26 protein-coding genes are annotated in these 21854 nt (G+C 43.3%); all 26 read right to left on the bottom strand.

Translation table 11 applies throughout. The features are described from left to right. Positions 1-14: 14 nt before the first annotated feature. Positions 15-374, bottom strand: a complete 360-nt coding sequence (rplR, locus tag AABM38_RS00800; protein ID WP_423408722.1) for a 50S ribosomal protein L18 — start codon at positions 372-374, stop codon at positions 15-17. Between the two features lie 32 nt (positions 375-406). Continuing rightward, entirely contained in the window at positions 407-943 is a 537-nt protein-coding gene (gene rplF, locus AABM38_RS00795) for a 50S ribosomal protein L6 (protein WP_335433245.1), read from the bottom strand. Between the two features lie 31 nt (positions 944-974). Beyond that, positions 975-1373 (bottom strand): 30S ribosomal protein S8, encoded by a 399-nt coding sequence (rpsH, locus tag AABM38_RS00790; protein WP_079504257.1) that lies wholly within the window; start codon positions 1371-1373, stop codon positions 975-977. Positions 1374-1403: 30 nt separating this feature from the next. Continuing rightward, positions 1404-1589 carry a 30S ribosomal protein S14 gene (rpsN, locus tag AABM38_RS00785; RefSeq protein ID WP_009499044.1) on the bottom strand — a complete coding sequence of 62 codons (186 nt, stop codon included), beginning with the start codon at positions 1587-1589 and terminating at the stop codon, positions 1404-1406. Between the two features lie 25 nt (positions 1590-1614). Next, positions 1615-2154: a 50S ribosomal protein L5 gene (gene rplE / locus AABM38_RS00780; protein ID WP_335376681.1), complete on the bottom strand. Its 540-nt coding sequence runs from the start codon at positions 2152-2154 to the stop codon at positions 1615-1617. A gap of 26 nt (positions 2155-2180) precedes the next feature. Beyond that, positions 2181-2492 (bottom strand): 50S ribosomal protein L24, encoded by a 312-nt coding sequence (rplX, locus tag AABM38_RS00775; protein WP_335433249.1) that lies wholly within the window; start codon positions 2490-2492, stop codon positions 2181-2183. Between the two features lie 34 nt (positions 2493-2526). Further along, a complete protein-coding gene (rplN, locus tag AABM38_RS00770; protein WP_207503076.1) occupies positions 2527-2895 on the bottom strand; it encodes a 50S ribosomal protein L14 in 369 nt (122 codons plus the stop codon). Positions 2896-2935: 40 nt separating this feature from the next. Next, entirely contained in the window at positions 2936-3199 is a 264-nt protein-coding gene (gene rpsQ / locus AABM38_RS00765) for a 30S ribosomal protein S17 (protein ID WP_023626421.1), read from the bottom strand. A 19-nt stretch (positions 3200-3218) separates the two neighbouring features. Further along, positions 3219-3419, bottom strand: a complete 201-nt coding sequence (gene rpmC, locus AABM38_RS00760; RefSeq protein WP_023626422.1) for a 50S ribosomal protein L29 — start codon at positions 3417-3419, stop codon at positions 3219-3221. Further along, complete coding sequence (rplP, locus tag AABM38_RS00755; RefSeq protein ID WP_207503077.1) at positions 3409-3843, bottom strand: 50S ribosomal protein L16; 435 nt, start codon at positions 3841-3843, stop codon at positions 3409-3411. The genes rpmC and rplP overlap by 11 nt, the downstream gene beginning before the upstream one ends. A 1-nt stretch (position 3844) precedes the next feature. Beyond that, positions 3845-4501: a 30S ribosomal protein S3 gene (gene rpsC, locus AABM38_RS00750; protein ID WP_207503078.1), complete on the bottom strand. Its 657-nt coding sequence runs from the start codon at positions 4499-4501 to the stop codon at positions 3845-3847. Positions 4502-4504: 3 nt separating this feature from the next. Then, positions 4505-4846: a 50S ribosomal protein L22 gene (gene rplV, locus AABM38_RS00745; RefSeq protein WP_023626425.1), complete on the bottom strand. Its 342-nt coding sequence runs from the start codon at positions 4844-4846 to the stop codon at positions 4505-4507. 18 nt (positions 4847-4864) lie between these two features. Continuing rightward, on the bottom strand, positions 4865-5143 hold the full coding sequence (gene rpsS, locus AABM38_RS00740; protein WP_044393904.1) for a 30S ribosomal protein S19: 279 nt from the start codon (positions 5141-5143) through the stop codon (positions 4865-4867). Between the two features lie 57 nt (positions 5144-5200). Beyond that, positions 5201-6031 carry a 50S ribosomal protein L2 gene (rplB, locus tag AABM38_RS00735; RefSeq protein ID WP_207503079.1) on the bottom strand — a complete coding sequence of 277 codons (831 nt, stop codon included), beginning with the start codon at positions 6029-6031 and terminating at the stop codon, positions 5201-5203. Between the two features lie 28 nt (positions 6032-6059). Continuing rightward, entirely contained in the window at positions 6060-6344 is a 285-nt protein-coding gene (gene rplW, locus AABM38_RS00730) for a 50S ribosomal protein L23 (protein WP_125482137.1), read from the bottom strand. After that, complete coding sequence (rplD, locus tag AABM38_RS00725; RefSeq protein ID WP_423408721.1) at positions 6344-6967, bottom strand: 50S ribosomal protein L4; 624 nt, start codon at positions 6965-6967, stop codon at positions 6344-6346. The genes rplW and rplD overlap by 1 nt, the downstream gene beginning before the upstream one ends. A 26-nt stretch (positions 6968-6993) precedes the next feature. Beyond that, positions 6994-7623 (bottom strand): 50S ribosomal protein L3, encoded by a 630-nt coding sequence (gene rplC / locus AABM38_RS00720; RefSeq protein ID WP_335376683.1) that lies wholly within the window; start codon positions 7621-7623, stop codon positions 6994-6996. A gap of 36 nt (positions 7624-7659) precedes the next feature. Beyond that, positions 7660-7968 (bottom strand): 30S ribosomal protein S10, encoded by a 309-nt coding sequence (rpsJ, locus tag AABM38_RS00715; protein ID WP_207503082.1) that lies wholly within the window; start codon positions 7966-7968, stop codon positions 7660-7662. Positions 7969-8669: 701 nt separating this feature from the next. Beyond that, a complete protein-coding gene (gene tuf / locus AABM38_RS00710) occupies positions 8670-9857 on the bottom strand; it encodes an elongation factor Tu (protein WP_335376684.1) in 1188 nt (395 codons plus the stop codon). Between the two features lie 124 nt (positions 9858-9981). Beyond that, complete coding sequence (fusA, locus tag AABM38_RS00705; RefSeq protein WP_423408720.1) at positions 9982-12060, bottom strand: elongation factor G; 2079 nt, start codon at positions 12058-12060, stop codon at positions 9982-9984. 48 nt (positions 12061-12108) lie between these two features. Beyond that, positions 12109-12579 (bottom strand): 30S ribosomal protein S7, encoded by a 471-nt coding sequence (gene rpsG / locus AABM38_RS00700; RefSeq protein WP_335376686.1) that lies wholly within the window; start codon positions 12577-12579, stop codon positions 12109-12111. Between the two features lie 41 nt (positions 12580-12620). Beyond that, a complete protein-coding gene (gene rpsL, locus AABM38_RS00695) occupies positions 12621-13043 on the bottom strand; it encodes a 30S ribosomal protein S12 (protein ID WP_023626436.1) in 423 nt (140 codons plus the stop codon). Positions 13044-13145: 102 nt separating this feature from the next. After that, the gene (locus tag AABM38_RS00690) at positions 13146-13394 is read right to left on the bottom strand and encodes a 50S ribosomal protein L7ae-like protein (protein ID WP_423408719.1); all 249 of its coding nucleotides are present in this window, start codon (positions 13392-13394) and stop codon (positions 13146-13148) included. Positions 13395-13567: 173 nt separating this feature from the next. Beyond that, the gene (gene rpoC, locus AABM38_RS00685) at positions 13568-17170 is read right to left on the bottom strand and encodes a DNA-directed RNA polymerase subunit beta' (RefSeq protein WP_423408718.1); all 3603 of its coding nucleotides are present in this window, start codon (positions 17168-17170) and stop codon (positions 13568-13570) included. A gap of 113 nt (positions 17171-17283) precedes the next feature. Next, a complete protein-coding gene (gene rpoB / locus AABM38_RS00680; RefSeq protein ID WP_423408717.1) occupies positions 17284-20853 on the bottom strand; it encodes a DNA-directed RNA polymerase subunit beta in 3570 nt (1189 codons plus the stop codon). A gap of 236 nt (positions 20854-21089) precedes the next feature. Beyond that, a complete protein-coding gene (locus AABM38_RS00675) occupies positions 21090-21692 on the bottom strand; it encodes a class I SAM-dependent methyltransferase (protein WP_423408716.1) in 603 nt (200 codons plus the stop codon). Between the last annotated feature and the right edge of the window lie 162 nt (positions 21693-21854).

The raw sequence follows: 21854 nt of genomic DNA, 5'->3' as shown, positions 1-21854 counted from the left end.
CCCTCCTTTTTCTATTAAAATTCTAAGCCGTTTTCACGAGCAGCATCAGCTAGTGCCTGGATGCGGCCATGATAGAGGTATCCGCCACGGTCAAATACTACTGATTTGTAACCTTTTTCAACAGCGCGTTGAGCGATAAGAGCACCGATCATCTTTGCTGCTTCAAGGTTTTTGCCTTCAACATTAACTTCTTTATCTAAAGTAGAAGCACTTGCTAAAGTTACTCCCTTTACATCGTCAATTAATTGAGCGTAAATGTGCTTGTTTGAACGGAACACATTTAGACGAGGACGAGCTTCAGTTCCGCTAAGTTTCGCACGTACACGACCATGTCTTTTACGGCGAGTAGCGTTTTTATCAGCCTTCGTAATCATTTACGTCACTCCTTTCGTTAACCTATGCGGCCTTACTTACCTGTTTTACCTTCTTTACGGCGTACAAATTCGCCTTCATAACGAATACCTTTACCTTTGTAAGGCTCTGGCGGACGTACGTCACGGATGTTAGCAGCTAATGCGCCAACACGCTCTTTATCAGTTCCTTTTACAATTACCTTTGTGTTTGCAGGAACTTCGATCTCGATGCCAGTTTCTGGCTCGATTTCTACTGGATGAGAATAACCTACGCTAAGTACAAGCTTGTTGCCTTGCTTAGAAGCACGGTAACCGACACCTACTAGCTCAAGAGTTCTTTCAAATCCTTTAGATACACCTTCAACCATGTTCGCAAGGACCGCGCGAGTCGTTCCGTGCAATGCACGATGTTCTTTTGCGTCAGATGGACGAGAGATGTTGATTACGTTATCTTCAACCTTAATTTCGATATCAGCGTGAAAAGTACGAGACAATTCACCTTTTGGTCCTTTAACAGTTACGTTGTTGTTATCAAGAGTAACAGTTACACCAGCTGGAATTTCAATTGGTTTTTTACCTACGCGTGACATTTGTTGCACCTCCATTCATTCAGAAAATCTATTACCAAACGTATGCTAAAACTTCTCCGCCTACTTGCTTTGCGCGAGCTTCTTTGTCAGTTAAAACGCCGTTTGAAGTTGAAACAAGAGCAATACCTAAACCGTTAAGTACCTTAGGTACTTCGTTTGATTTTGCATAAACGCGAAGACCTGGCTTACTGATTCTCTTAAGACCAGTAATAACACGCTCGTTGTTTGCACCGTACTTCAAGAAGATACGGATGATACCTTGTTTGTTATCTTCGATATATTCAACATCACGTACGAAACCTTCACGCTTAAGGATCTCAGCGATTTCTTTTTTCATGTTAGAAGCAGGTACTTCTAATTTTTCGTGACGTACCATATTCGCATTACGAATACGAGTAAGCAAATCTGCAATCGGATCTGTCATGACCATTTAATTTACCTCCTTCCAGAGCTTTCAGTTTTACCAGCTAGCTTTTTTCACACCAGGAATTTGTCCTTTGTATGCTAATTCACGGAAACAAATACGGCAAAGCTTAAATTTGCGGTATACAGAGTGCGGACGGCCGCAGCGCTCACAGCGAGTGTACTCTTGTACTTTATATTTAGGCGTGCGTTTTTGTTTCGCAATCATTGATTTCTTAGCCACGTTTTCGCCTCCCTCTTATTAGAGATTACTTTTGAAATGGCATTCCGAATTGTGTTAATAGTTCACGAGCTTCTTCATCAGTGTTAGCAGTCGTTACAATAACAATGTCCATGCCACGAACTTTATTTACTTTATCGTAATCAATCTCAGGGAAGATCAATTGTTCTTTAACACCAAGTGTGTAGTTACCGCGTCCGTCGAAAGACTTCTTAGAAATACCGCGGAAGTCACGTACACGTGGTAAAGAAACTGAAATTAACTTGTCGATGAATTCGTACATGCGCTCTCCGCGAAGAGTTACTTTCGCGCCGATTGGCATACCTTCACGAAGGCGGAAACCAGCGATTGATTTCTTAGCGCGAGTCACGACTGGCTTTTGGCCTGTGATCGTTGCTAATTCTTCAACTGCAACATCAAGAGCTTTCGCGTTGGCAACAGCTTCACCAACACCCATGTTGATTACGATCTTTTCAAGCTTTGGTACTTCCATAATTGATTGGTAGTTGAATTTGCTCATAAGAGCAGGAGTAATTTCATTGTTGAACTTTTCTTTTAGGCGGTTCATCGATTGTACCTCCCTTCTTCAATAGACTATTTATCTAGAACTTCACCGGATTTTTTAGCAACGCGTACCTTCTTGCCGTTTTCAACTGTGTAACCAACTCGGGTTGGCTTTCCAGACTTCGCATCGATAGGCATTACGTTTGATACATGGATTGGTGCTTCCTGGTTTAAGATTCCACCTTGTGGATTCACTTGTGAAGGCTTAGCGTGCTTTTTCACGATGTTGATTCCTTCAACAAGAACTCGGCTTTGCTTAGGAAAAGCTTCAAGGATGATCCCTGTTTTGCCTTTGTCCTTACCAGAGATGACCATTACTTTGTCACCTTTTTTTACATGCATCTGTGTGCACCTCCTTAAAGGCATTTGAAATAGATTATAGTACTTCTGGTGCTAATGAAACGATTTTCATGAAGTTGTTGTCACGAAGCTCACGTGCAACCGGTCCAAAGATACGAGTTCCACGAGGACCTTTATCATCACGGATGATTACACAAGCATTCTCGTCAAATTTGATGTATGAACCGTCTGTACGGCGCATACCAGTCTTTGTACGAACAATTACTGCTTTAACAACGTCACCTTTTTTAACAACGCCACCTGGTGTTGCTTGTTTCACTGTGCAGACGATAATATCACCAATATTAGCAGTCTTACGGCCAGAACCGCCTAGAACTTTAATAGTTAATACTTCACGAGCACCTGAATTATCAGCAACTTTTAAACGTGTTTCCTGTTGGATCATGCGAGTAACCTCCCTTCGGAATAAACCTTAATCCGAACAATTAGATAATAACAGCTTTTTCCACCACTTCTACAAGGCGGAAACGTTTTGTGGCAGATAGCGGACGAGTTTCCATGATACGTACTACGTCGCCGATTTTTGCCTCATTTTGCTCATCATGAGCTTTGAATTTCTTAGAGTATTTAACACGCTTGCCGTATAAAGGATGCTTTTTGTAAGTCTCTACAAGAACAGTGACAGTTTTGTCCATCTTATCAGATACTACGCGTCCAGTATAAACTTTGCGTTGGTTGCGTTCACTCATTGTGAGAACCTCCTCTCAATTATCTGTTAACGCCGATCTCTCGTTCACGAATTACAGTTTTCATGCGAGCAATCGCTTTGCGTACTTCACGAATGCGAGCTGTATTTTCAAGTTGTCCAGTCGCTAATTGAAAGCGCAGGTTGAAAAGCTCTTCTTTTAAAGATTTAACTTTTTGTTCAATTTCAGCAGTGGTAAGGTCACGAATGTCATTAGCTTTCATTAGATTCACCACCAATTTCTTCTCGTTTAACAAACTTGCACTTGATAGGAAGTTTGTGTGCAGCAAGGCGTAATGCTTCGCGTGCGACTTCTTCAGAAACGCCAGCGATTTCGAACATTATTTTGCCTGGTTTAACAACTGCTACCCAGCCTTCAGGTGAACCTTTACCTGAACCCATTCGGACTTCAAGAGGCTTTGCAGTATATGGCTTGTGAGGGAAAATTTTGATCCAAACTTTTCCTCCACGTTTCATGTAACGAGTCATCGCGATACGAGCAGATTCGATTTGACGGTTTGTGATCCAAGAAGCTTCTAAAGCTTGAAGGCCAAATTCACCAAATGTTACTTCTGCGCCGCCTTTCGCTTTTCCGCGCATTTTTCCGCGGTGCTCACGACGATATTTAACGCGTTTAGGCAATAACATATTATTTGCCTCCTTCCTCAGATTTCTTCTTTGTAGGAAGGACCTCTCCACGGTAAATCCATACTTTTACGCCAAGTTTTCCGTAAGTTGTATCTGCTTCAGCAGTAGCGTAATCGATATCAGCACGAAGAGTATGAAGTGGAACTGTTCCTTCGCTGTAATGTTCAGAACGAGCGATATCTGCTCCGCCAAGACGGCCGGATACCATTGTCTTGATACCTTTAGCGCCTGCACGCATAGCACGTTGGATAACTTGCTTTTGAGCACGACGGAAAGATACACGGTTTTCTAATTGGCGCGCGATGTTTTCAGCAACCAATTTTGCATCGATATCAGCTTTTTTGATTTCAAGAATGTTTATATGAACACGTTTGCCAGTAAGTTGGTTTAACGCTTTACGAAGAGCTTCAACCTCAGTACCGCCCTTACCGATAACCATTCCTGGCTTAGCAGTGTGGACAGTTACATTTAAACGGTTTGCAGCACGTTCGATCTCTACTTTAGAAAGAGAAGCATCGCGTAAACGCTTTGTGATGTACTCACGAACCTTAAGGTCTTCGTGTAAAAGATCAGCGTAGTCTTTGCCTGCGTACCACTTAGATTCCCAATCACGGATGATCCCGACACGCAAACCGACTGGATTTACTTTTTGACCCACTGATTATCCCTCCTTCTTTTCTGATAAAACGATAGTAATATGGCTAGTACGTTTGTTAATTGCACTTGCACGGCCCATAGCACGTGGACGGAAACGTTTTAACGTTGGTCCTTCATTTGCATACGCTTCGGACACGACAAGGTTATTAACATCCATTTCATAGTTGTGTTCTGCGTTCGCTAATGCAGATTTCAACACTTTATCTACGATTGGAGAAGCTGCTTTTGGGGTAAGGTTTAAAATAGCTACCGCTTCACCAACTTGCTTTCCTCGAATTAAATCTAAAACTAAGCGAGCTTTACGAGGAGCAATACGAACTGTTCTTGCAACAGCTTTAGCTTGCATTTGGATGCCCTCCTCTCATTAACGTCTTGTTTTCTTATCGTCATTACCATGACCTTTGTAAGTACGAGTTGGAGCGAATTCTCCAAGCTTGTGGCCTACCATGTCTTCAGTGACATAAACAGGTACATGTTTGCGACCATCGTAGACAGCAATAGTGTGTCCGATGAATTGTGGGAAGATCGTAGAACGGCGAGACCAAGTTTTTACAACTTTCTTGCCTTCAGTTTCATTTAACTTTTCGATCTTTGTGATTAAGTGCTCATCAACAAAAGGTCCTTTTTTTAAGCTGCGACCCATGATTGAACCTCCCTTCGTGATTGCCCTACGGTTCCCGCGAACCGTAGCTCAATCCCGTTATTTTTTACGACGACGTACGATAAACTTGTCGGATTTGTTTTTCTTCTTGCGAGTCTTGTAACCAAGAGTCGGCTTGCCCCATGGTGACATTGGTGATTTACGTCCGATTGGTGAACGTCCTTCACCACCACCGTGTGGGTGATCGTTAGGGTTCATTACAGATCCACGAACTGTTGGGCGCTTGCCTAACCAGCGTGAACGACCTGCTTTACCGATGTTGATCAATTCGTGTTGTTCGTTACCAACTTGACCAACAGTTGCACGGCACTCAGAAAGGATCATACGTACTTCGCCAGAGTTTAAACGAACTAATACATATTTGCCTTCTTTACCAAGAACCTGTGCTGAAGTTCCTGCAGAACGAACTAATTGTCCGCCTTTACCAGGCTTCAATTCGATGTTGTGTACTACAGTACCAACTGGGATGTTAGTTAGTGGAAGAGCGTTACCTACTTTAATGTCAGCTGTTGGGCCAGACATAACTTCCATACCTACTTCTAGGTTTTTAGGAGCTAGGATATATCTCTTTTCACCATCTACGTAGTTAATTAATGCAATGTTTGCAGAACGGTTTGGATCATACTCAATTGTGGCAACGCGTCCAGGAATGCCATCTTTTGTACGTTTAAAGTCGATGATCCTGTATTGACGCTTGTGGCCGCCACCTTGATGACGAACAGTTAACTTACCTTGGTTGTTACGACCGCCTTTTCTGTGCAACGGAGCAAGCAAGGATTTCTCCGGCTTGTCAGTTGTAATCTCAGCAAAATCAGATGCTGTCATATTACGACGACCGTTGGAGGTAGGTTTGTACTTTTTAATCGCCATTTCGTTTCCCTCCTCTTCTATTCAAGTTTTATACTTCGAAGAATTCGATTTCTTTGCTGTCTTGTGTAAGTTTTACGATTGCTTTACGGCGTTTGTTAGTGTAACCGCCGAACTTGCCCATACGCTTAAACTTACCTTTGTAGTTCATGATGTTAACTTTTTCAACTTTAACGCCGAAAATAGTTTCGATCGCGTCTTTAACTTGTGTCTTGTTCGCTCTTGTATCAACTTCGAAAGTGTACTTCTTCTCAGTCATAAGATCTGAAGAACGTTCTGTAATAACGGGGCGCTTAATGATATCGCGTGCATCCATTATGCAAGCACCTCCTCTACTTTTTCAACAGCTGCTTTTGTCATGATCAGCTTATCATGGTTTAAAACGTCCAACACGTTGATTCCATCAGCAGCAACAACAGTTACTCCAGGAATGTTACGAGCTGAAAGTGCAACGTTCTCGTCTAAACCTGCTGTTACGATCAAGGCTTTAGTGTTAACTGAAAGACCTTTTAGTACGCTTGTGAATTCCTTTGTCTTTGGAGCATCAAATGCTAGGCTCTCAAGTACCAGGATGTTTTCAGCTTGTACTTTAGATGATAGAGCAGATTTAATCGCTAAACGACGAACCTTTTTAGGCAATTTATAGCTGTAGCTGCGTGGAACTGGTCCGAATACAGTACCGCCTCCGCGCCATTGTGGAGATCTGATTGATCCCTGACGAGCACGACCTGTACCTTTTTGTTTCCAAGGCTTACGTCCGCCGCCCGCTACTTCAGAACGAATTTTAGTTTTATGAGTACCTTGACGTAATGAAGCTCTCTGCATTACAACTGCTTCGAACATTACGTGGTTGTTAGGCTCAATACCAAATACTGATTCGTTTAGTTCGATTTCGCCAACTTGTGAACCAGTTTGGTTAAATAATGCTACTTTCGGCATTCTTGTTTCCTCCTTTCCTGTAAAAATTACTTAGCTTTTACAGCACCTTTAATTTTTAGAAGGGCTTTTCTAGCACCAGGAACGTTTCCTTTGATTAATAGAAGGTTACGTTCTGCGTCAACTTTAACGATTTGCAGGTTTTGAACAGTGATCTGCTCTCCACCCATGCGTCCAGGCAATAGTTTACCTTTGAATACACGGTTTGGAGCAACAGGACCCATTGAACCAGGGCGGCGGTGGTAACGAGAACCGTGAGCCATTGGTCCGCGAGATTGTCCGTGGCGCTTGATTACACCTTGGAAACCTTTACCCTTAGAGATTCCTGTAACATCTACCATTTCGCCTTCTGCGAAAATATCAACTTTGACTTCTTGACCAACTTCATACTCTGCTAAGTTAACTCCGTTGATTTCTTTCACGAAGCGCTTAGGAGCAGTGTTCGCTTTTGAAACGTGGCCTTTTTCTGGTTTGTTTGAAAGCTTTTCGCGCTTGTCTTCAAAGCCAAGCTGTACTGCTTCGTAACCATCTGTCTCAACAGATTTCACTTGAAGCACTACGTTCGGAGCAGCTTCTACTACTGTTACCGGGATAAGGTCGCCGTTCTCAGCAAATACTTGAGTCATACCAATCTTTCTTCCTAAGATTCCTTTGGTCATTTCAGTCACACCTCCTGTATGTTTTAATATTTATTATTAAAGTTTGATTTCGATATCTACACCTGATGGCAGGTCTAAACGCATTAATGAGTCGACCGTTTGCGGAGTCGGATTGATGATGTCAATCAGACGCTTATGCGTACGCATTTCAAACTGCTCACGAGAATCTTTGTACTTGTGCACCGCACGAAGAATTGTGTAAATCGTCTTTTCAGTAGGTAGTGGGATTGGACCAGACACCGCCGCACCAGAACGCTTTGCTGTTTCAACAATTTTTTCTGCAGATGTATCAAGAATTCTGTGATCATAAGCTTTTAAACGGATACGAATTTTTTGTTTTGCCATTACTTTCCCTCCTTTTCGCCTATTTTTAAAATAGACATTCTCAGCGAAAATTTCCCACACACTCGCCATGGCAAAGCGGCCGGGTGTGTCAGCAACCTTTCGCATCATCGCAGTCAAAGACCAACATTGTCTATTATACATAAAACATAACTCAAACGCAACATTATTTCCGCAATTTCATTATGTTTAACACACTTTTACTATTATAGCGGGCATTTAGGAATTTTACAAGTCGTGATGAAGATTTCTAACTATTTAAAACCAGTGCAAATTATTCCTGTTTTATTTAGCACGGATTTTATCTGAGTTGAGGGATAAGAAACAGGCATGCAACCTTCTCTGCCGGTTTCCATTCCATCATTGGTTCATAGATCAACCGGGATCTTAACAACAGCTGGACAGAAAGCATTATATAGAAAAGTCGTTCAATAATTATTTAAGGAAAATAAACACAAAGAACATTATATAGAAGAAACACGATTTATGTACAGAGCATTAAGCTGGAATTAGTGGGAGATAATAGGGCTGAATGAAATTTAGAAATTGATGTCGATTGAAAACAATATTTGGTTATTCATTATAGAGGGAGTTTTTATATATATAATAAGTATAGCAATCTTATATTGAATTTTTTCACTCGAGAAAAATTACAAATAAAAAAGCAGCCGGATCGTCATCCAGCTGCTTAATCTTTATTAAAATTACTCTTGGATAGTCGCAACTACGCCAGCGCCTACAGTACGGCCGCCTTCACGAATAGAGAACTTAGTTCCTTCTTCGATAGCTACAGGAGCGATTAGTTCAACAGTCATTTCGATGTTGTCGCCAGGCATAACCATTTCTACGCCTTCAGGAAGATTACAGATACCTGTAATATCAGAAGTACGGAAATAGAATTGTGGACGGTAGTTAGTGAAGAATGGAGTATGACGTCCACCTTCTTCTTTAGAAAGAACATAAACTTCCGCTTTGAACTTTGTGTGTGGAGTGATTGATTTTGGCTTAGCCAATACCTGTCCACGCTCGATTTCTTCACGTGCTACACCACGAAGAAGTGCACCGATGTTGTCGCCAGCTTCAGCATAATCAAGAAGCTTACGGAACATTTCTACGCCTGTTACAGTTGTAGATTTTGGCTCTTCAGTGAAACCAACGATTTCGATTACGTCACCAACGCGAACTTGTCCACGCTCAACACGGCCAGTAGCAACTGTTCCACGTCCTGTGATTGAGAATACATCCTCAACAGGCATCATGAATGGCTTGTCAGTGTCACGTGTTGGAGTTGGGATGTACTCATCAACAGCGTTCATTAGTTCAACGATCTTCTCTTCCCAAGCAGCTTCACCTTCAAGAGCTTTAAGAGCAGAACCTTTGATTACTGGGATGTCATCGCCAGGGAATTCATATTCAGAAAGAAGGTCACGAACTTCCATTTCTACTAATTCAAGTAGTTCTTCGTCATCAACCATATCACACTTGTTCATGAATACAACAAGGAAAGGTACGCCTACCTGACGAGAAAGAAGGATGTGCTCACGAGTTTGTGGCATTGGGCCATCAGTTGCAGATACAACTAGGATTCCGCCGTCCATTTGTGCAGCACCAGTGATCATGTTCTTAACATAGTCAGCGTGTCCTGGGCAGTCAACGTGTGCATAGTGACGAGTAGCAGTTTCGTACTCAACGTGTGCAGTAGAGATTGTGATTCCGCGCTCGCGCTCTTCTGGAGCAGCGTCGATTTGGTCATAACCTTTTGCTTCAGCACCGCCAGCTTTTGCAAGAACAGAAGTGATAGCAGCTGTTAGAGTTGTTTTACCATGGTCAACGTGACCAATTGTACCAATGTTAACGTGTGGCTTCGAACGATCGAATTTAGCTTTTCCCATTAGAAAAATCCTCCTTTAATATATGAAAATTAAGTATATTTTAAATTGCTGCGGAACAGGTACACCTATTCCACAGCGGTATGCTTACATTAGTAGTTATACTCGATTAAAAGGCGAAAATCAATTATTCACCTTTATTTTTTTTGATGATTTCTTCTGAAATTGATTTTGGTACTTCTTCATAGTGGTCGAAGTGCATTGAGAATACACCGCGGCCTTGCGTGCTAGAACGCAGCGCAGTAGCGTAACCAAACATTTCAGATAGAGGGATCATCGCACGAACTACCTGTGCGTTACCACGAGCATCCATACCTTCTACACGTCCACGACGAGCAGTTACTTGGCCCATGATATCTCCAAGGTATTCTTCAGGAATAACAACTTCAACCCTCATGACAGGCTCAAGGATTACTGGCTTACATTTAGAAGCAGCATTCTTAAGTGCCATTGAAGCAGCGATTTTAAACGCCATTTCAGAGGAGTCAACATCATGGTAAGAACCGTCAAACAGTCTTGCTTTGATGTCAACTAGTGGGTATCCTGCAAGAACTCCGCGATCAAGTGAGTCTTCAAGACCAGCTTGTACAGCAGGGATGTATTCACGAGGAACTACCCCACCAACGATGCCGTTCACGAATTCAAAACCTTTTCCTTCTTCGTTTGGAGAGAATTCAATCCAAACGTGTCCGAACTGACCACGTCCACCTGACTGACGAGCGAATTTACCTTCAACAGAAGCTGATTCGCGGAAAGTTTCACGGTATGCAACCTGAGGTGCACCTACGTTTGCTTCCACTTTAAATTCACGACGCATACGGTCAACGATGATGTCAAGGTGAAGTTCTCCCATTCCAGCGATGATAACTTGGCCAGTTTCCTGGTCAGTGTGAGCGCGGAATGTTGGATCCTCTTCTTGAAGCTTTTGTAATGCAGTAGTCATCTTGTCCTGGTCAGCTTTTGACTTAGGCTCAACAGATAACTGGATTACTGGCTCAGGGAACTGCATGGATTCAAGAATAACAAGGCTCTTTTCATCACATAGAGTGTCACCTGTAGTAGTATCCTTTAAACCTACAGCTGCAGCGATATCACCCGCGAAAACCTTAGAGATTTCCTGACGGCTGTTTGCGTGCATCTGAAGGATACGTCCGATACGCTCACGCTTTCCTTTAGTTGAGTTCTGTACATAAGAACCAGACTCTAAAGTACCAGAGTAAACGCGGAAGAACGTTAACTTACCAACATAAGGGTCAGTCATAACTTTGAACGCAAGAGCAGAGAACGGCTCTTCGTCACTTGAATGACGCTCAACCTCTTCCTCTGAATCCGGAAGAGTACCTTTGATTGCAGGTACATCTAATGGAGATGGAAGGTAGTCGATAACTGCGTCAAGCATTAGCTGAACACCTTTGTTTTTAAATGCTGAACCACAGATAACTGGGTAGAATTCAACATTTGTAGTACCTTTACGGATAGCAGCTTTGATCTCTGCGATTGTAAGCTCTTCTCCGCCAAGGTATTTTTCCATTAATTCTTCATCAAGCTCAGCTACCGCTTCAACTAGCTTTTCACGGTATTCTTCAGCTTGCGCTCTGTATTCTTCTGGAATTTCACCTTCAGTAATTTCAGTACCAAGGTCATTACCGTAGAAGATAGCTTTCATTTCGACTAAGTCGATGATCGCTTCGAACTCATCTTCAGCGCCGATTGGCAGCTGAATTGGGTGTGCGTTAGCTTGAAGACGGTCATGAAGAGTTTTAACAGAATATAAGAAGTCCGCACCTAGCTTATCCATTTTGTTAACGAATACTACGCGTGGTACTCCGTAAGTTGTAGCTTGACGCCAAACTGTTTCTGTTTGCGGCTCAACACCTGACTGTGCATCAAGTACTGCTACTGCTCCATCAAGTACACGAAGTGAACGTTCAACTTCAACTGTGAAGTCTACGTGTCCTGGCGTGTCAATGATGTTAACTCGGTGTTCTTTCCAAGAAGCTGTTGTTGCAGCAGAAGTGATCGTGATTCCACGCTCTTGTTCCTGCTCCATCCAGTCCATTTGAGAAGCACCTTCGTGAGTTTCACCGATTTTATGAATACGGCCTGTATAATATAGAACACGCTCAGTAGTTGTTGTTTTACCAGCATCGATGTGAGCCATGATTCCAATATTACGAGTTTTTTCTAAGGAGAACTCTCTTGCCATTTGGTCTTTCTCCTTCCTAGTATAAATGTTTTTAGAACGAAGGTAAGATTACCAACGATAGTGAGCGAATGCTTTGTTTGCTTCCGCCATTTTGTGTGTATCTTCGCGCTTCTTAACTGAAGCACCAGCGTTATTGGATGCGTCAAGAATTTCGTTAGCAAGACGCTCTTCCATTGTTTTTTCTCCACGAAGACGTGAATAGTTTACCAACCAGCGAAGACCAAGTGTTGTACGGCGGTCTGAACGCACCTCGATTGGTACTTGATAGTTAGCTCCACCTACACGGCGTGCTTTTACTTCTAGAACAGGCATGATGTTCTTAAGAGCTGCTTCGAATACTTCCATTGGCTCTTTGCCTGAACGCTCACGAATGATATCAAAAGCTGAATAAAGGATCTTTTGTGATTTACCTCTCTTACCGTCGATCATCATTTTATTGATTAAACGAGTGATAAGCTTTGAGTTGTAAATCGGATCCGGCAATACGTCTCTCTTTGCAACAGGACCTTTACGTGGCATGTTTATTTCCTCCTTTCAAAAAGGCTAATTAGTTTGTTTTATTATTTCTTTGCTGCTTTCGGTCTCTTAGTACCGTACTTTGAACGGCCCTGCATACGGTTGTTTACACCAGCAGTATCAAGAGCACCACGAACGATGTGATAACGCACACCCGGTAAGTCCTTTACACGTCCTCCGCGGATAAGAACAACACTGTGCTCTTGAAGGTTGTGCCCGATACCAGGGATATAAGCTGTTACCTCGATTCCGTTAGTCAAACGTACACGAGCGTATTTACGCAACGCTGAGTTTGGTTTCTTCGGAGTCATTGTACCAACACGAGTACATACACCACGCTTTTGTGGAGATGAAACGTTTGTTTGTGCTTTTTTGAAGCTGTTATAACCTTTGTTAAGCGCAGGAGATTTTGACTTCTCCTCTTTTGAGCTACGTGGCTTGCGCACTAATTGGTTAATTGTAGGCATGATTTTTTCCTCCCTTCACTTTTTTTGTAAGCCCACACATCCAGGTGGTTCATTTTAAAACAAAAAACAAAGTTCTTGCAGGCCTTCCTACAAAAACAGTTTTTACTTGGTTATCGCTACAGCCGCAGCACTAACTGCAATACCGCATGCCTTACCTAATTTCTTCATAGATTCAACATAGGTGATGGCGGTTTTCATTTCCCTGGCTGTACGCAATAGTTCTGCCGTCACTTTCGCGTCTGCATCCTTTGCAATTACCAGTTCCATTACTTCGCCTGCCTTTAGAGCCTTAACTGTTTGCTTTGATCCTACTATTATCTTATTAGCCTGCGCTACTTTATCATAAGACATAATATCCTCCAAAGTGACAGGTAAATAGGAGCACCTTTGAAATAATAACATTCGTATCGAATGATGTCAACATCATTCGTAAACTTTTTTAACATAACAATCATTCTTTATTCATTTCACTTTAAAAACGCGGTACTTCCTATCTTAATAGAAAGCACCGCGCATGAATAAATTTACTCTACAGAAATTGCATCTTCGGCATTCTCTTCTTCCATTACGATCGGTTCAGCTCTTCTATAGCGCTGCATACCTGTTCCCGCTGGAACCAATTTACCGATGATAACATTTTCCTTCAAGCCAAGAAGCTCATCGCGCTTGCCTTTGATCGCAGCATCGGTAAGTACTCTTGTTGTCTCCTGGAAGGAAGCTGCAGACAAGAATGAATCAGTCTCAAGTGATGCTTTCGTGATACCAAGCAGCACCGGACGTCCTGTTGCCGGCAATTTTCCATCAAGAAGCGCTTTTCGGTTTGCATCAGTGAACTGATGGATTTCAAGCAATGTTCCTGGCAATACATCTGTTTCACCTGCATCGATTACCCTTACCTTGCGCATCATCTGGCGAACCATTACTTCAACGTGCTTATCGCCGATTTCAACACCCTGCATACGGTATACCTTTTGTACTTCCTTCAATAGATATTCCTGCACGGATTGAACATCTTTGACTCTTAAGAGTTCCTTAGGATCGATCGAACCTTCTGTAAGCTCTTGTCCGCGTGCTACATGGTCATTTACAGCAACTTTCAAACGTGCAGTATATGGAGCTGTGTAAGTACGGCTTTCGATTTCACCCTGGACAACAATTTCCTGCTGGCGGTCTTTGCCCTCGTTGATGCCAACTACGACACCTTCAAGTTCAGTGATAATTGCTTGCCCTTTAGGATTACGAGCTTCAAACAATTCCTGGATACGCGGAAGACCCTGTGTAATATCGTCTCCTGCAACACCGCCCGTATGGAATGTACGCATCGTAAGCTGTGTACCAGGTTCTCCAATAGACTGGGCAGCGATGATACCGACTGCTTCGCCCACTTCGACTTCCTGGCCAGTAGCTAGGTTGCGTCCATAACATTTCTTACATACGCCGTGGCGAGTATTACATGTGAACGCAGAACGAATCCACACTTCTTCGATTCCAGCTTCAACAACTTCAACAGCCAGATCTTCAGTAATCAAGCCGTTCTCTGGAACAATAACAGCCTTCGTTTCAGGATGCTTGATTGCCTTTCTTGCATAACGGCCAATTAAACGCTCATCTAGAGGTTCAATTACTTCAGTGCCATCTTTAAGGGACTTGATGAACAAGCCTCTGTCTGTTCCGCAATCGTCTTCGCGGACGATCACGTCCTGGGCAACGTCTACAAGTCGGCGAGTCAGGTAACCTGAGTCAGCCGTCTTAAGCGCTGTATCCGCAAGACCTTTACGAGCACCGTGAGTGGAAATAAAGTATTCCAATACAGTTAAACCTTCACGGAAACTTGATTTGATCGGCAATTCAATAATTCGTCCAGCCGGGTTGGCCATCAGACCACGCATACCAGCAAGCTGAGTGAAGTTGGACGCGTTACCACGGGCTCCAGAGTCACTCATCATGAAGATTGGGTTTGAGTTATCAAGTGATTTCATCAGTTTGGCCTGGATTACATCCTTAGCCGCACTCCATATTGAAATTACTCGGTCATAACGTTCATCCTCGGTAATTAAACCGCGTCTGAACTGTTTTAGAACATTATCAACTTTTGTTTGTCCATCAGCGATAATCTCTTGCTTTTCTTTAAGAACCACGATATCAGCCACACCAACCGTAATACCCGCTTTAGTGGAGTATTGGAAGCCAAGCCCCTTCATACGGTCAAGCATTTTTGATGTTTCTGTGATTTTGAAGCGTTTGAAAACTTCAGCAATGATATTTCCAAGAATCTTCTTCTTGAAAGGATCTACCAATGGCATACCTTTGATAACTTCCTTAATATCTGCGCCTTTTTCAACAAAATATTTCTCAGGAGTTTCCTCCTCAAGATTTTGCTTTGAAGGCTCATTGATATAAGGGAACGATGCTGGAAGGATTTCGTTGAAAATCAGCTTACCAACAGTCGTAATCAAGAGCTGGCCATTTTGCTCTTCAGTGAATGTCTGGTTGCCAAGAGATGCTGCGGCAACTGCAACACGTGTATGAAGATGAACATAGCCATTTTGGTATGCAATCAATGCTTCATTCGTATCCTTGAAGACCATACCTTCCCCAACGGCGCCTTCTCTTTCCAATGTCAGGTAGTAGTTACCTAAAACCATGTCCTGAGATGGAGTAACAACTGGCTTTCCGTCTTTAGGGTTAAGAATGTTCTGGGCAGCAAGCATCAGTAAACGTGCTTCTGCTTGAGCTTCAGCGGATAGCGGAACGTGAACAGCCATCTGGTCACCGTCAAAGTCAGCGTTATAAGCTGTACATACGAGCGGGTGAAGGCGGATTGCGCGTCCTTCTACTAACGTCGGCTCAAACGCCTGGATTCCCAATCGGTGAAGAGTTGGGGCACGGTTAAGCAGTACTGGGTGCTCTCTGATTACATCTTCAAGAACATCCCAAACCTCTGGGCTTACGCGCTCAATTTTACGTTTAGCAGACTTAATGTTATGTGCTAGACCTTTTTGTACTAATTCTTTCATAACGAAAGGCTTGAACAATTCAAGAGCCATTTCCTTAGGAAGTCCACACTGGTACATTTGAAGGTTTGGACCTACAACGATAACGGAACGGCCAGAGTAGTCAACACGCTTACCAAGAAGGTTTTGACGGAAACGACCTTGCTTACCCTTAAGCATATGCGAAAGTGATTTCAAAGGACGGTTACCTGGTCCTGTTACCGGACGGCCTCGGCGGCCATTATCAATCAGTGCGTCAACAGCTTCCTGAAGCATGCGCTTTTCATTCTGTACGATGATGCTAGGAGCACCAAGGTCAAGAAGACGCTTTAAACGGTTGTTACGGTTGATCACACGACGGTATAGGTCATTCAGGTCGGATGTCGCGAAACGTCCTCCATCTAACTGCACCATCGGACGAAGCTCTGGCGGGATAACAGGAAGGACATCAAGGATCATCCAAGATGGCTCGTTTCCTGATCCGCGGAATGCTTCTACTACTTCAAGGCGCTTGATCGCACGAGTACGACGCTGACCTTGAGCAGTTCTTAATTCTTCTTTTAACATATCAGCCTCTTTATCAAGGTCGATATCTGAAAGAAGCTTTTTGATTGCTTCAGCACCCATGGATGCCTGGAATTTGTTGCCGTATTTTTCACGGTAGGCACGGAATTCTTTCTCTGATAACAGCTGCTTCTTTTCAAGAGCAGTGTCGCCAGTTTCCGTTACTACGTATGATGCAAAGTAAATAACTTCTTCAAGTGCACGAGGAGACATGTCAAGAACAAGTCCCATGCGGCTTGGAATACCTTTGAAATACCAAATGTGAGAAACAGGAGCAGCAAGCTCGATGTGACCCATTCTTTCACGACGGACTTTAGCACGTGTTACTTCAACACCGCATCGGTCACAGACTACACCTTTATAGCGAACTCTCTTGTACTTCCCACAATGACATTCCCAGTCTTTTGTTGGTCCGAAGATACGCTCACAGAATAAGCCATCTTTTTCGGGCTTTAAAGTACGGTAGTTGATTGTTTCTGGCTTCTTAACCTCACCGAAAGACCATGAACGGATCTTGTCTGGCGAAGCGAGGCCAATTTTCATGTACTCAAAATTATTAACATCTAGCAAGGGGCCTACCTCCCTTTTAATCTAGGGTTTTACCCTTATGGCCATCCAAAAAGGAACACACGTGGACAATACTGTTATTCAACTGTTTGTACACGTGTGCCAATTAGATGGACCTATTCTTTCATTCCTACTTTTTCAGAATCCATTTCTTCTGGTTCTGGAGCAATTGTCAATGTTTCAGCATGCTGCAGTTCTTCGTCTTCATCGAAGTCGCGCATTTCGATCTCTTTTTCATCGCCTGACAGGATCTTAACGTCCATACCAAGACTTTGAAGTTCTTTCATCAATACCTTGAATGACTCAGGAACGCCTGGTTCAGGTACGTTTTCACCTTTTACAATTGCCTCGTATGTTTTAACACGTCCGACAACATCATCGGATTTGACTGTTAGAATTTCCTGCAATGTGTAAGCAGCGCCATATGCTTCAAGCGCCCATACCTCCATCTCTCCGAAACGCTGACCGCCGAACTGGGCTTTACCACCAAGTGGCTGCTGCGTAACAAGTGAGTATGGTCCAGTAGAACGAGCATGAAGCTTATCGTCTACCATGTGAGCAAGCTTGATCATGTACATGACACCGACAGATACACGGTTATCGAAAGGCTCTCCTGTACGTCCATCGTAAAGGATCGTTTTCGCATCACGAGCCATGCCAGCTTCCTGAATCGTCGCCCATACGTCTTCCTCACGGGCACCGTCAAATACAGGAGAAGCAACATGGATTCCCAGGTAGCGAGCAGCCATACCAAGGTGGAGTTCAAGCACCTGACCGATATTCATACGTGATGGTACCCCTAGTGGGTTAAGCATGATATCGACTGGTGTACCATCCGGAAGATAAGGCATATCTTCTTCTGGAAGGATTTTCGAGATAACCCCTTTATTACCGTGACGTCCAGCCATCTTATCACCTTCAGAAATCTTACGCTTCTGAACGATGTAAGCACGCACTAGCTGGTTTACGCCTGGAGGTAGTTCATCGCCATCTTCGCGGTTGAACACTTTGACGTCAAGGACAATCCCGCCGCCGCCGTGTGGAACGCGCAATGAAGTATCACGTACTTCCCTTGCTTTTTCACCGAAGATCGCGTGAAGAAGTCGTTCTTCAGCTGTCAATTCAGTAACCCCTTTAGGTGTTACCTTACCAACAAGAAGGTCTCCGTCTTTTACTTCGGCACCGACACGGATGATTCCACGCTCGTCAAGATTTCTTAAAGCATCTTCCCCGACATTTGGAATATCACGTGTGATTTCTTCAGGTCCAAGCTTTGTATCACGGGACTCTGATTCATATTCTTCTATATGGATCGATGTATAGACATCGTCTTTAACAAGGCGCTCACTCATGATGATGGCATCCTCATAGTTATAGCCATTCCATGTCATGAATCCGACAAGAACATTACGTCCAAGTGCCAGTTCACCTTTTTCCATTGATGGTCCGTCAGCAAGGATTTCTCCCTTCACTACACGGTCACCAAGGCTTACGATTGGGCGCTGGTTATAACAAGTACCCTGGTTGGAACGGATGAACTTAAGCATACGGTATTTATCAAGGTCACCCTTAACTTCTTGACCGTCTACTTCTGTCACACGGCGAACCCATACTTGACGCGCTTCAACGTGTTCTACAATTCCTTCATGCTTACAGATTACTGCAGCACCGGAATCCTTTGCATTCACGTGCTCCATTCCCGTACCTACGATTGGTGCTTCCGGCTGCATTAACGGAACAGCCTGACGTTGCATGTTCGCACCCATTAGCGCACGGTTGGAGTCATCGTTTTCCAAGAATGGAATACATGCAGTCGCTGCGGATACAACCTGCTTCGGTGATACGTCCATGTAATCGACGCGGTCACGTTTGACGACAGTGTTTTCACCACGGAAACGGGCAATAACTTCTTCATCAATGAAAGAGCCGTCTTCAGCTAGGCGCGCATTCGCCTGTGCAACAACATAGTTGTCTTCTTCATCAGCTGTTAAGTAATCAAAGTGAGTTGTCACTTTTCCTGTTTCAGGATCAACACGGCGGTATGGAGTCTCAATGAAACCAAAGCGGTTAACCTTCGCAAAGCTGGAAAGTGAGTTGATCAAACCGATGTTCGGACCTTCCGGCGTTTCAATCGGGCACATACGGCCATAGTGGGAGTAGTGAACGTCACGCACTTCGAATCCAGCACGTTCACGTGTAAGACCACCAGGTCCCAATGCAGAAAGACGCCTTTTATGTGTTAATTCAGCCAGCGGGTTCGTCTGGTCCATGAACTGTGAAAGCTGAGAGCTTCCAAAAAACTCTTTAATGGACGCGATAACCGGGCGGATATTGATTAATTGCTGCGGTGTAATTGTGTTAGTGTCCTGGATGGACATTCTTTCACGGACTACACGCTCCATACGGGATAGACCAATCCTGAATTGATTCTGAAGCAATTCACCTACAGAACGAAGGCGTCTGTTACCTAGGTGGTCGATATCATCCGTATCACCAACCCCATGCAGCAAGTTAAAGAAATAGCTGATGGAAGCAATGATGTCAGCAGGCGTGATGTTTTTGATCGGTTCAGGAACATATGCGTTCCCAAGTACACTGATCTCTTTCTCACCTTCATCATTTGGTGAATAAATCTTAATGGATTGCAGAGTTACTTCCTCTTCAACCACGCCGCCATATGGGCTGAAATTCTTGAAGCCAACATTCTTCTCCAAAGCAGGGATAATCTTATCTAAAGTACGGCGGTCCAAAGTGACACCTTTTTCAGCAATGATTTCTCCTGTCTCAGGATCTGCTAATGTTTCAGCAAGCTTTTGCCCGAATAGACGGTTTTTAATATGAAGCTTTTTATTAATTTTATAACGCCCTACATTTGCAAGGTCATAGCGCTTTGGATCAAAGAATCTTGATACCAGAAGGCTCTTTGCATTATCAACTGTAGGCGGTTCGCCAGGACGCAGACGCTCATAGATTTCCAGAAGCGCTTTTTCCGTGCTTTCCGTATTGTCTTTTTCTAGTGTGTTTCGGATATATTCGTTATCACCGATCAAATCAATGATTTCTTGATCAGAACCGAACCCTAATGCACGCAAAAGAACCGTAACAGGGAGCTTCCTCGTACGATCTATCCTTACATATACAACATCCTTGGCGTCTGTTTCATATTCAAGCCAAGCGCCGCGGTTTGGAATAACGGTTGCGGAGAATCCCTTTTTTCCGTTCTTATCCAGCTTCCCGCTGTAGTATACGCTCGGTGAACGCACTAGCTGGGAAACGATAACCCTTTCAGCACCATTGATAACAAACGTTCCAGTTTCTGTCATAAGCGGGAAATCGCCCATGAAGACATCCTGGTCCTTGACTTCACCCGTTTCTTTATTAACAAGGCGGACCTTTACTCTTAATGGAGCGGAGTAAGTGACGTCTCTTTCTTTAGATTCTTCCACTGGATATTTCGGTTCGCCAAGACTGTAATCGATAAACTCTAGCGATAAGTTACCAGTAAAGTCTTCAATCGGTGAAATGTCCTGGAACATTTCCCGGAGGCCCTCATCAAGAAACCACTGATAGGAAGAGGTTTGAATTTCAATTAAATTCGGCAATTCCAAAACTTCACTGATGCGAGCATAACTTCTACGTTGGCGGTGTCGTCCATACTGAACTAGTTGACCTGTCAACTGATTCACCCCTCAAATCAAGCGTTATTATTCATCTATCCCTGTCTTGTCCATGAAGTTGCCTTCATTTCGAAAGACAAAAAGAAAAAGGGTTTTCACCTAAAAACCACATTTCCTGCAACGAACAATTATTTTGTTAGTTTTCCCTTAATGCCCAAAATTATACAACTTTTCGATGAAATTAGCAGACGAAAGGAAACTAATATATTGGCATTTTATAATATTAACATAGCGGTTTTCTCGCGTCAACATTTTACAGATTTGAGAATAAAGTAACCTTTACTTTTTGCCTCTACTTCAACTTCACCAAATAATTCTTTCATTTTTTCCATCGCGGATGGTGCGCCCTGCTTCTTTTGGATAACCACCCAAAGCTCGCCGCCCTCACCTAAATGAAGGAAGCTTTGTTCAAAAATATCATGAACAACTTTTTTTCCTGCACGGATCGGGGGATTCGTAAGGATTGCATTGAAGCCTTTCTCTTTCACTCCAAACAGGCGGTCACTTTCATAGATTTTCACATTATCTACTTTATTTTCCGCCGCATTTTCCTTAGCAAGCGTAATCGCTCTTTCATTTACATCCACCATGTGAACCATTGCATCGGGATACGCCTTCGCAACCGAAAGACCGATTGGTCCATACCCGCAGCCAACATCCAGAATGAAACCAGCATCTGCATTCAGCTCAAAAGTTTCTATTAATAACTGGGAACCAAAGTCGACTTCTTTTTTAGAAAAAACGCCGCTGTCCGTCTTAAAACGGAAGGTGTTTCCTTTTAATTCACTTTGCCATTTCACAGGATTGCTGTCTGTACTGGGTTTGCGGGAGTAATAATGTTCAGTCAAAATCTTTCACCTCCACGGGGATCAATTGAAGAATGCGATCGCGGATTGCATTGCTACTGCGGTATTATAAAGTATTTAATTGCAAAAAGCAAAAGTTGCAGAGGAAAACTCACAACTAACAAGTCTGTAAAGTTTTCACATTGGCCCTTTATATACTTTAAA

Source organism: Heyndrickxia sp. MSNUG (assembly GCF_049532715.1).
Taxonomy (GTDB): Bacteria; Bacillota; Bacilli; order Bacillales; family Cytobacillaceae; genus Mesobacillus.
The sequence above is the reverse complement of the archived record's forward strand: the minus strand, read 5'-3'. Positions and strand labels throughout refer to the sequence as shown.

Bases quoted from the DNA above. Each gene is read 5' to 3' on its own strand.
- rplR (WP_423408722.1), bottom strand. From the start codon at position 374: ATGATTACGAAGGCTGATAAAAACGCTACTCGCCGTAAAAGACATGGT.
- rplF (WP_335433245.1), bottom strand. From the start codon at position 943: ATGTCACGCGTAGGTAAAAAACCAATTGAAATTCCAGCTGGTGTAACT.
- rpsH (WP_079504257.1), bottom strand. From the start codon at position 1,373: ATGGTCATGACAGATCCGATTGCAGATTTGCTTACTCGTATTCGTAAT.
- rplE (WP_335376681.1), bottom strand. From the start codon at position 2,154: ATGAACCGCCTAAAAGAAAAGTTCAACAATGAAATTACTCCTGCTCTT.
- rplX (WP_335433249.1), bottom strand. From the start codon at position 2,492: ATGCATGTAAAAAAAGGTGACAAAGTAATGGTCATCTCTGGTAAGGAC.
- rplN (WP_207503076.1), bottom strand. From the start codon at position 2,895: ATGATCCAACAGGAAACACGTTTAAAAGTTGCTGATAATTCAGGTGCT.
- rpsQ (WP_023626421.1), bottom strand. From the start codon at position 3,199: ATGAGTGAACGCAACCAACGCAAAGTTTATACTGGACGCGTAGTATCT.
- rpmC (WP_023626422.1), bottom strand. From the start codon at position 3,419: ATGAAAGCTAATGACATTCGTGACCTTACCACTGCTGAAATTGAACAA.
- rplP (WP_207503077.1), bottom strand. From the start codon at position 3,843: ATGTTATTGCCTAAACGCGTTAAATATCGTCGTGAGCACCGCGGAAAA.
- rplV (WP_023626425.1), bottom strand. From the start codon at position 4,846: ATGCAAGCTAAAGCTGTTGCAAGAACAGTTCGTATTGCTCCTCGTAAA.
- rpsS (WP_044393904.1), bottom strand. From the start codon at position 5,143: ATGGGTCGCAGCTTAAAAAAAGGACCTTTTGTTGATGAGCACTTAATC.
- rplB (WP_207503079.1), bottom strand. From the start codon at position 6,031: ATGGCGATTAAAAAGTACAAACCTACCTCCAACGGTCGTCGTAATATG.
- rplW (WP_125482137.1), bottom strand. From the start codon at position 6,344: ATGGATGCACGCGATATCATTAAGCGCCCCGTTATTACAGAACGTTCT.
- rplD (WP_423408721.1), bottom strand. From the start codon at position 6,967: ATGCCGAAAGTAGCATTATTTAACCAAACTGGTTCACAAGTTGGCGAA.
- rplC (WP_335376683.1), bottom strand. From the start codon at position 7,623: ATGACCAAAGGAATCTTAGGAAGAAAGATTGGTATGACTCAAGTATTT.
- rpsJ (WP_207503082.1), bottom strand. From the start codon at position 7,968: ATGGCAAAACAAAAAATTCGTATCCGTTTAAAAGCTTATGATCACAGA.
- tuf (WP_335376684.1), bottom strand. From the start codon at position 9,857: ATGGGAAAAGCTAAATTCGATCGTTCGAAGCCACACGTTAACATTGGT.
- fusA (WP_423408720.1), bottom strand. From the start codon at position 12,060: ATGGCAAGAGAGTTCTCCTTAGAAAAAACTCGTAATATTGGAATCATG.
- rpsG (WP_335376686.1), bottom strand. From the start codon at position 12,579: ATGCCACGTAAAGGTCCTGTTGCAAAGAGAGACGTATTGCCGGATCCG.
- rpsL (WP_023626436.1), bottom strand. From the start codon at position 13,043: ATGCCTACAATTAACCAATTAGTGCGCAAGCCACGTAGCTCAAAAGAG.
- AABM38_RS00690 (WP_423408719.1), bottom strand. From the start codon at position 13,394: ATGTCTTATGATAAAGTAGCGCAGGCTAATAAGATAATAGTAGGATCA.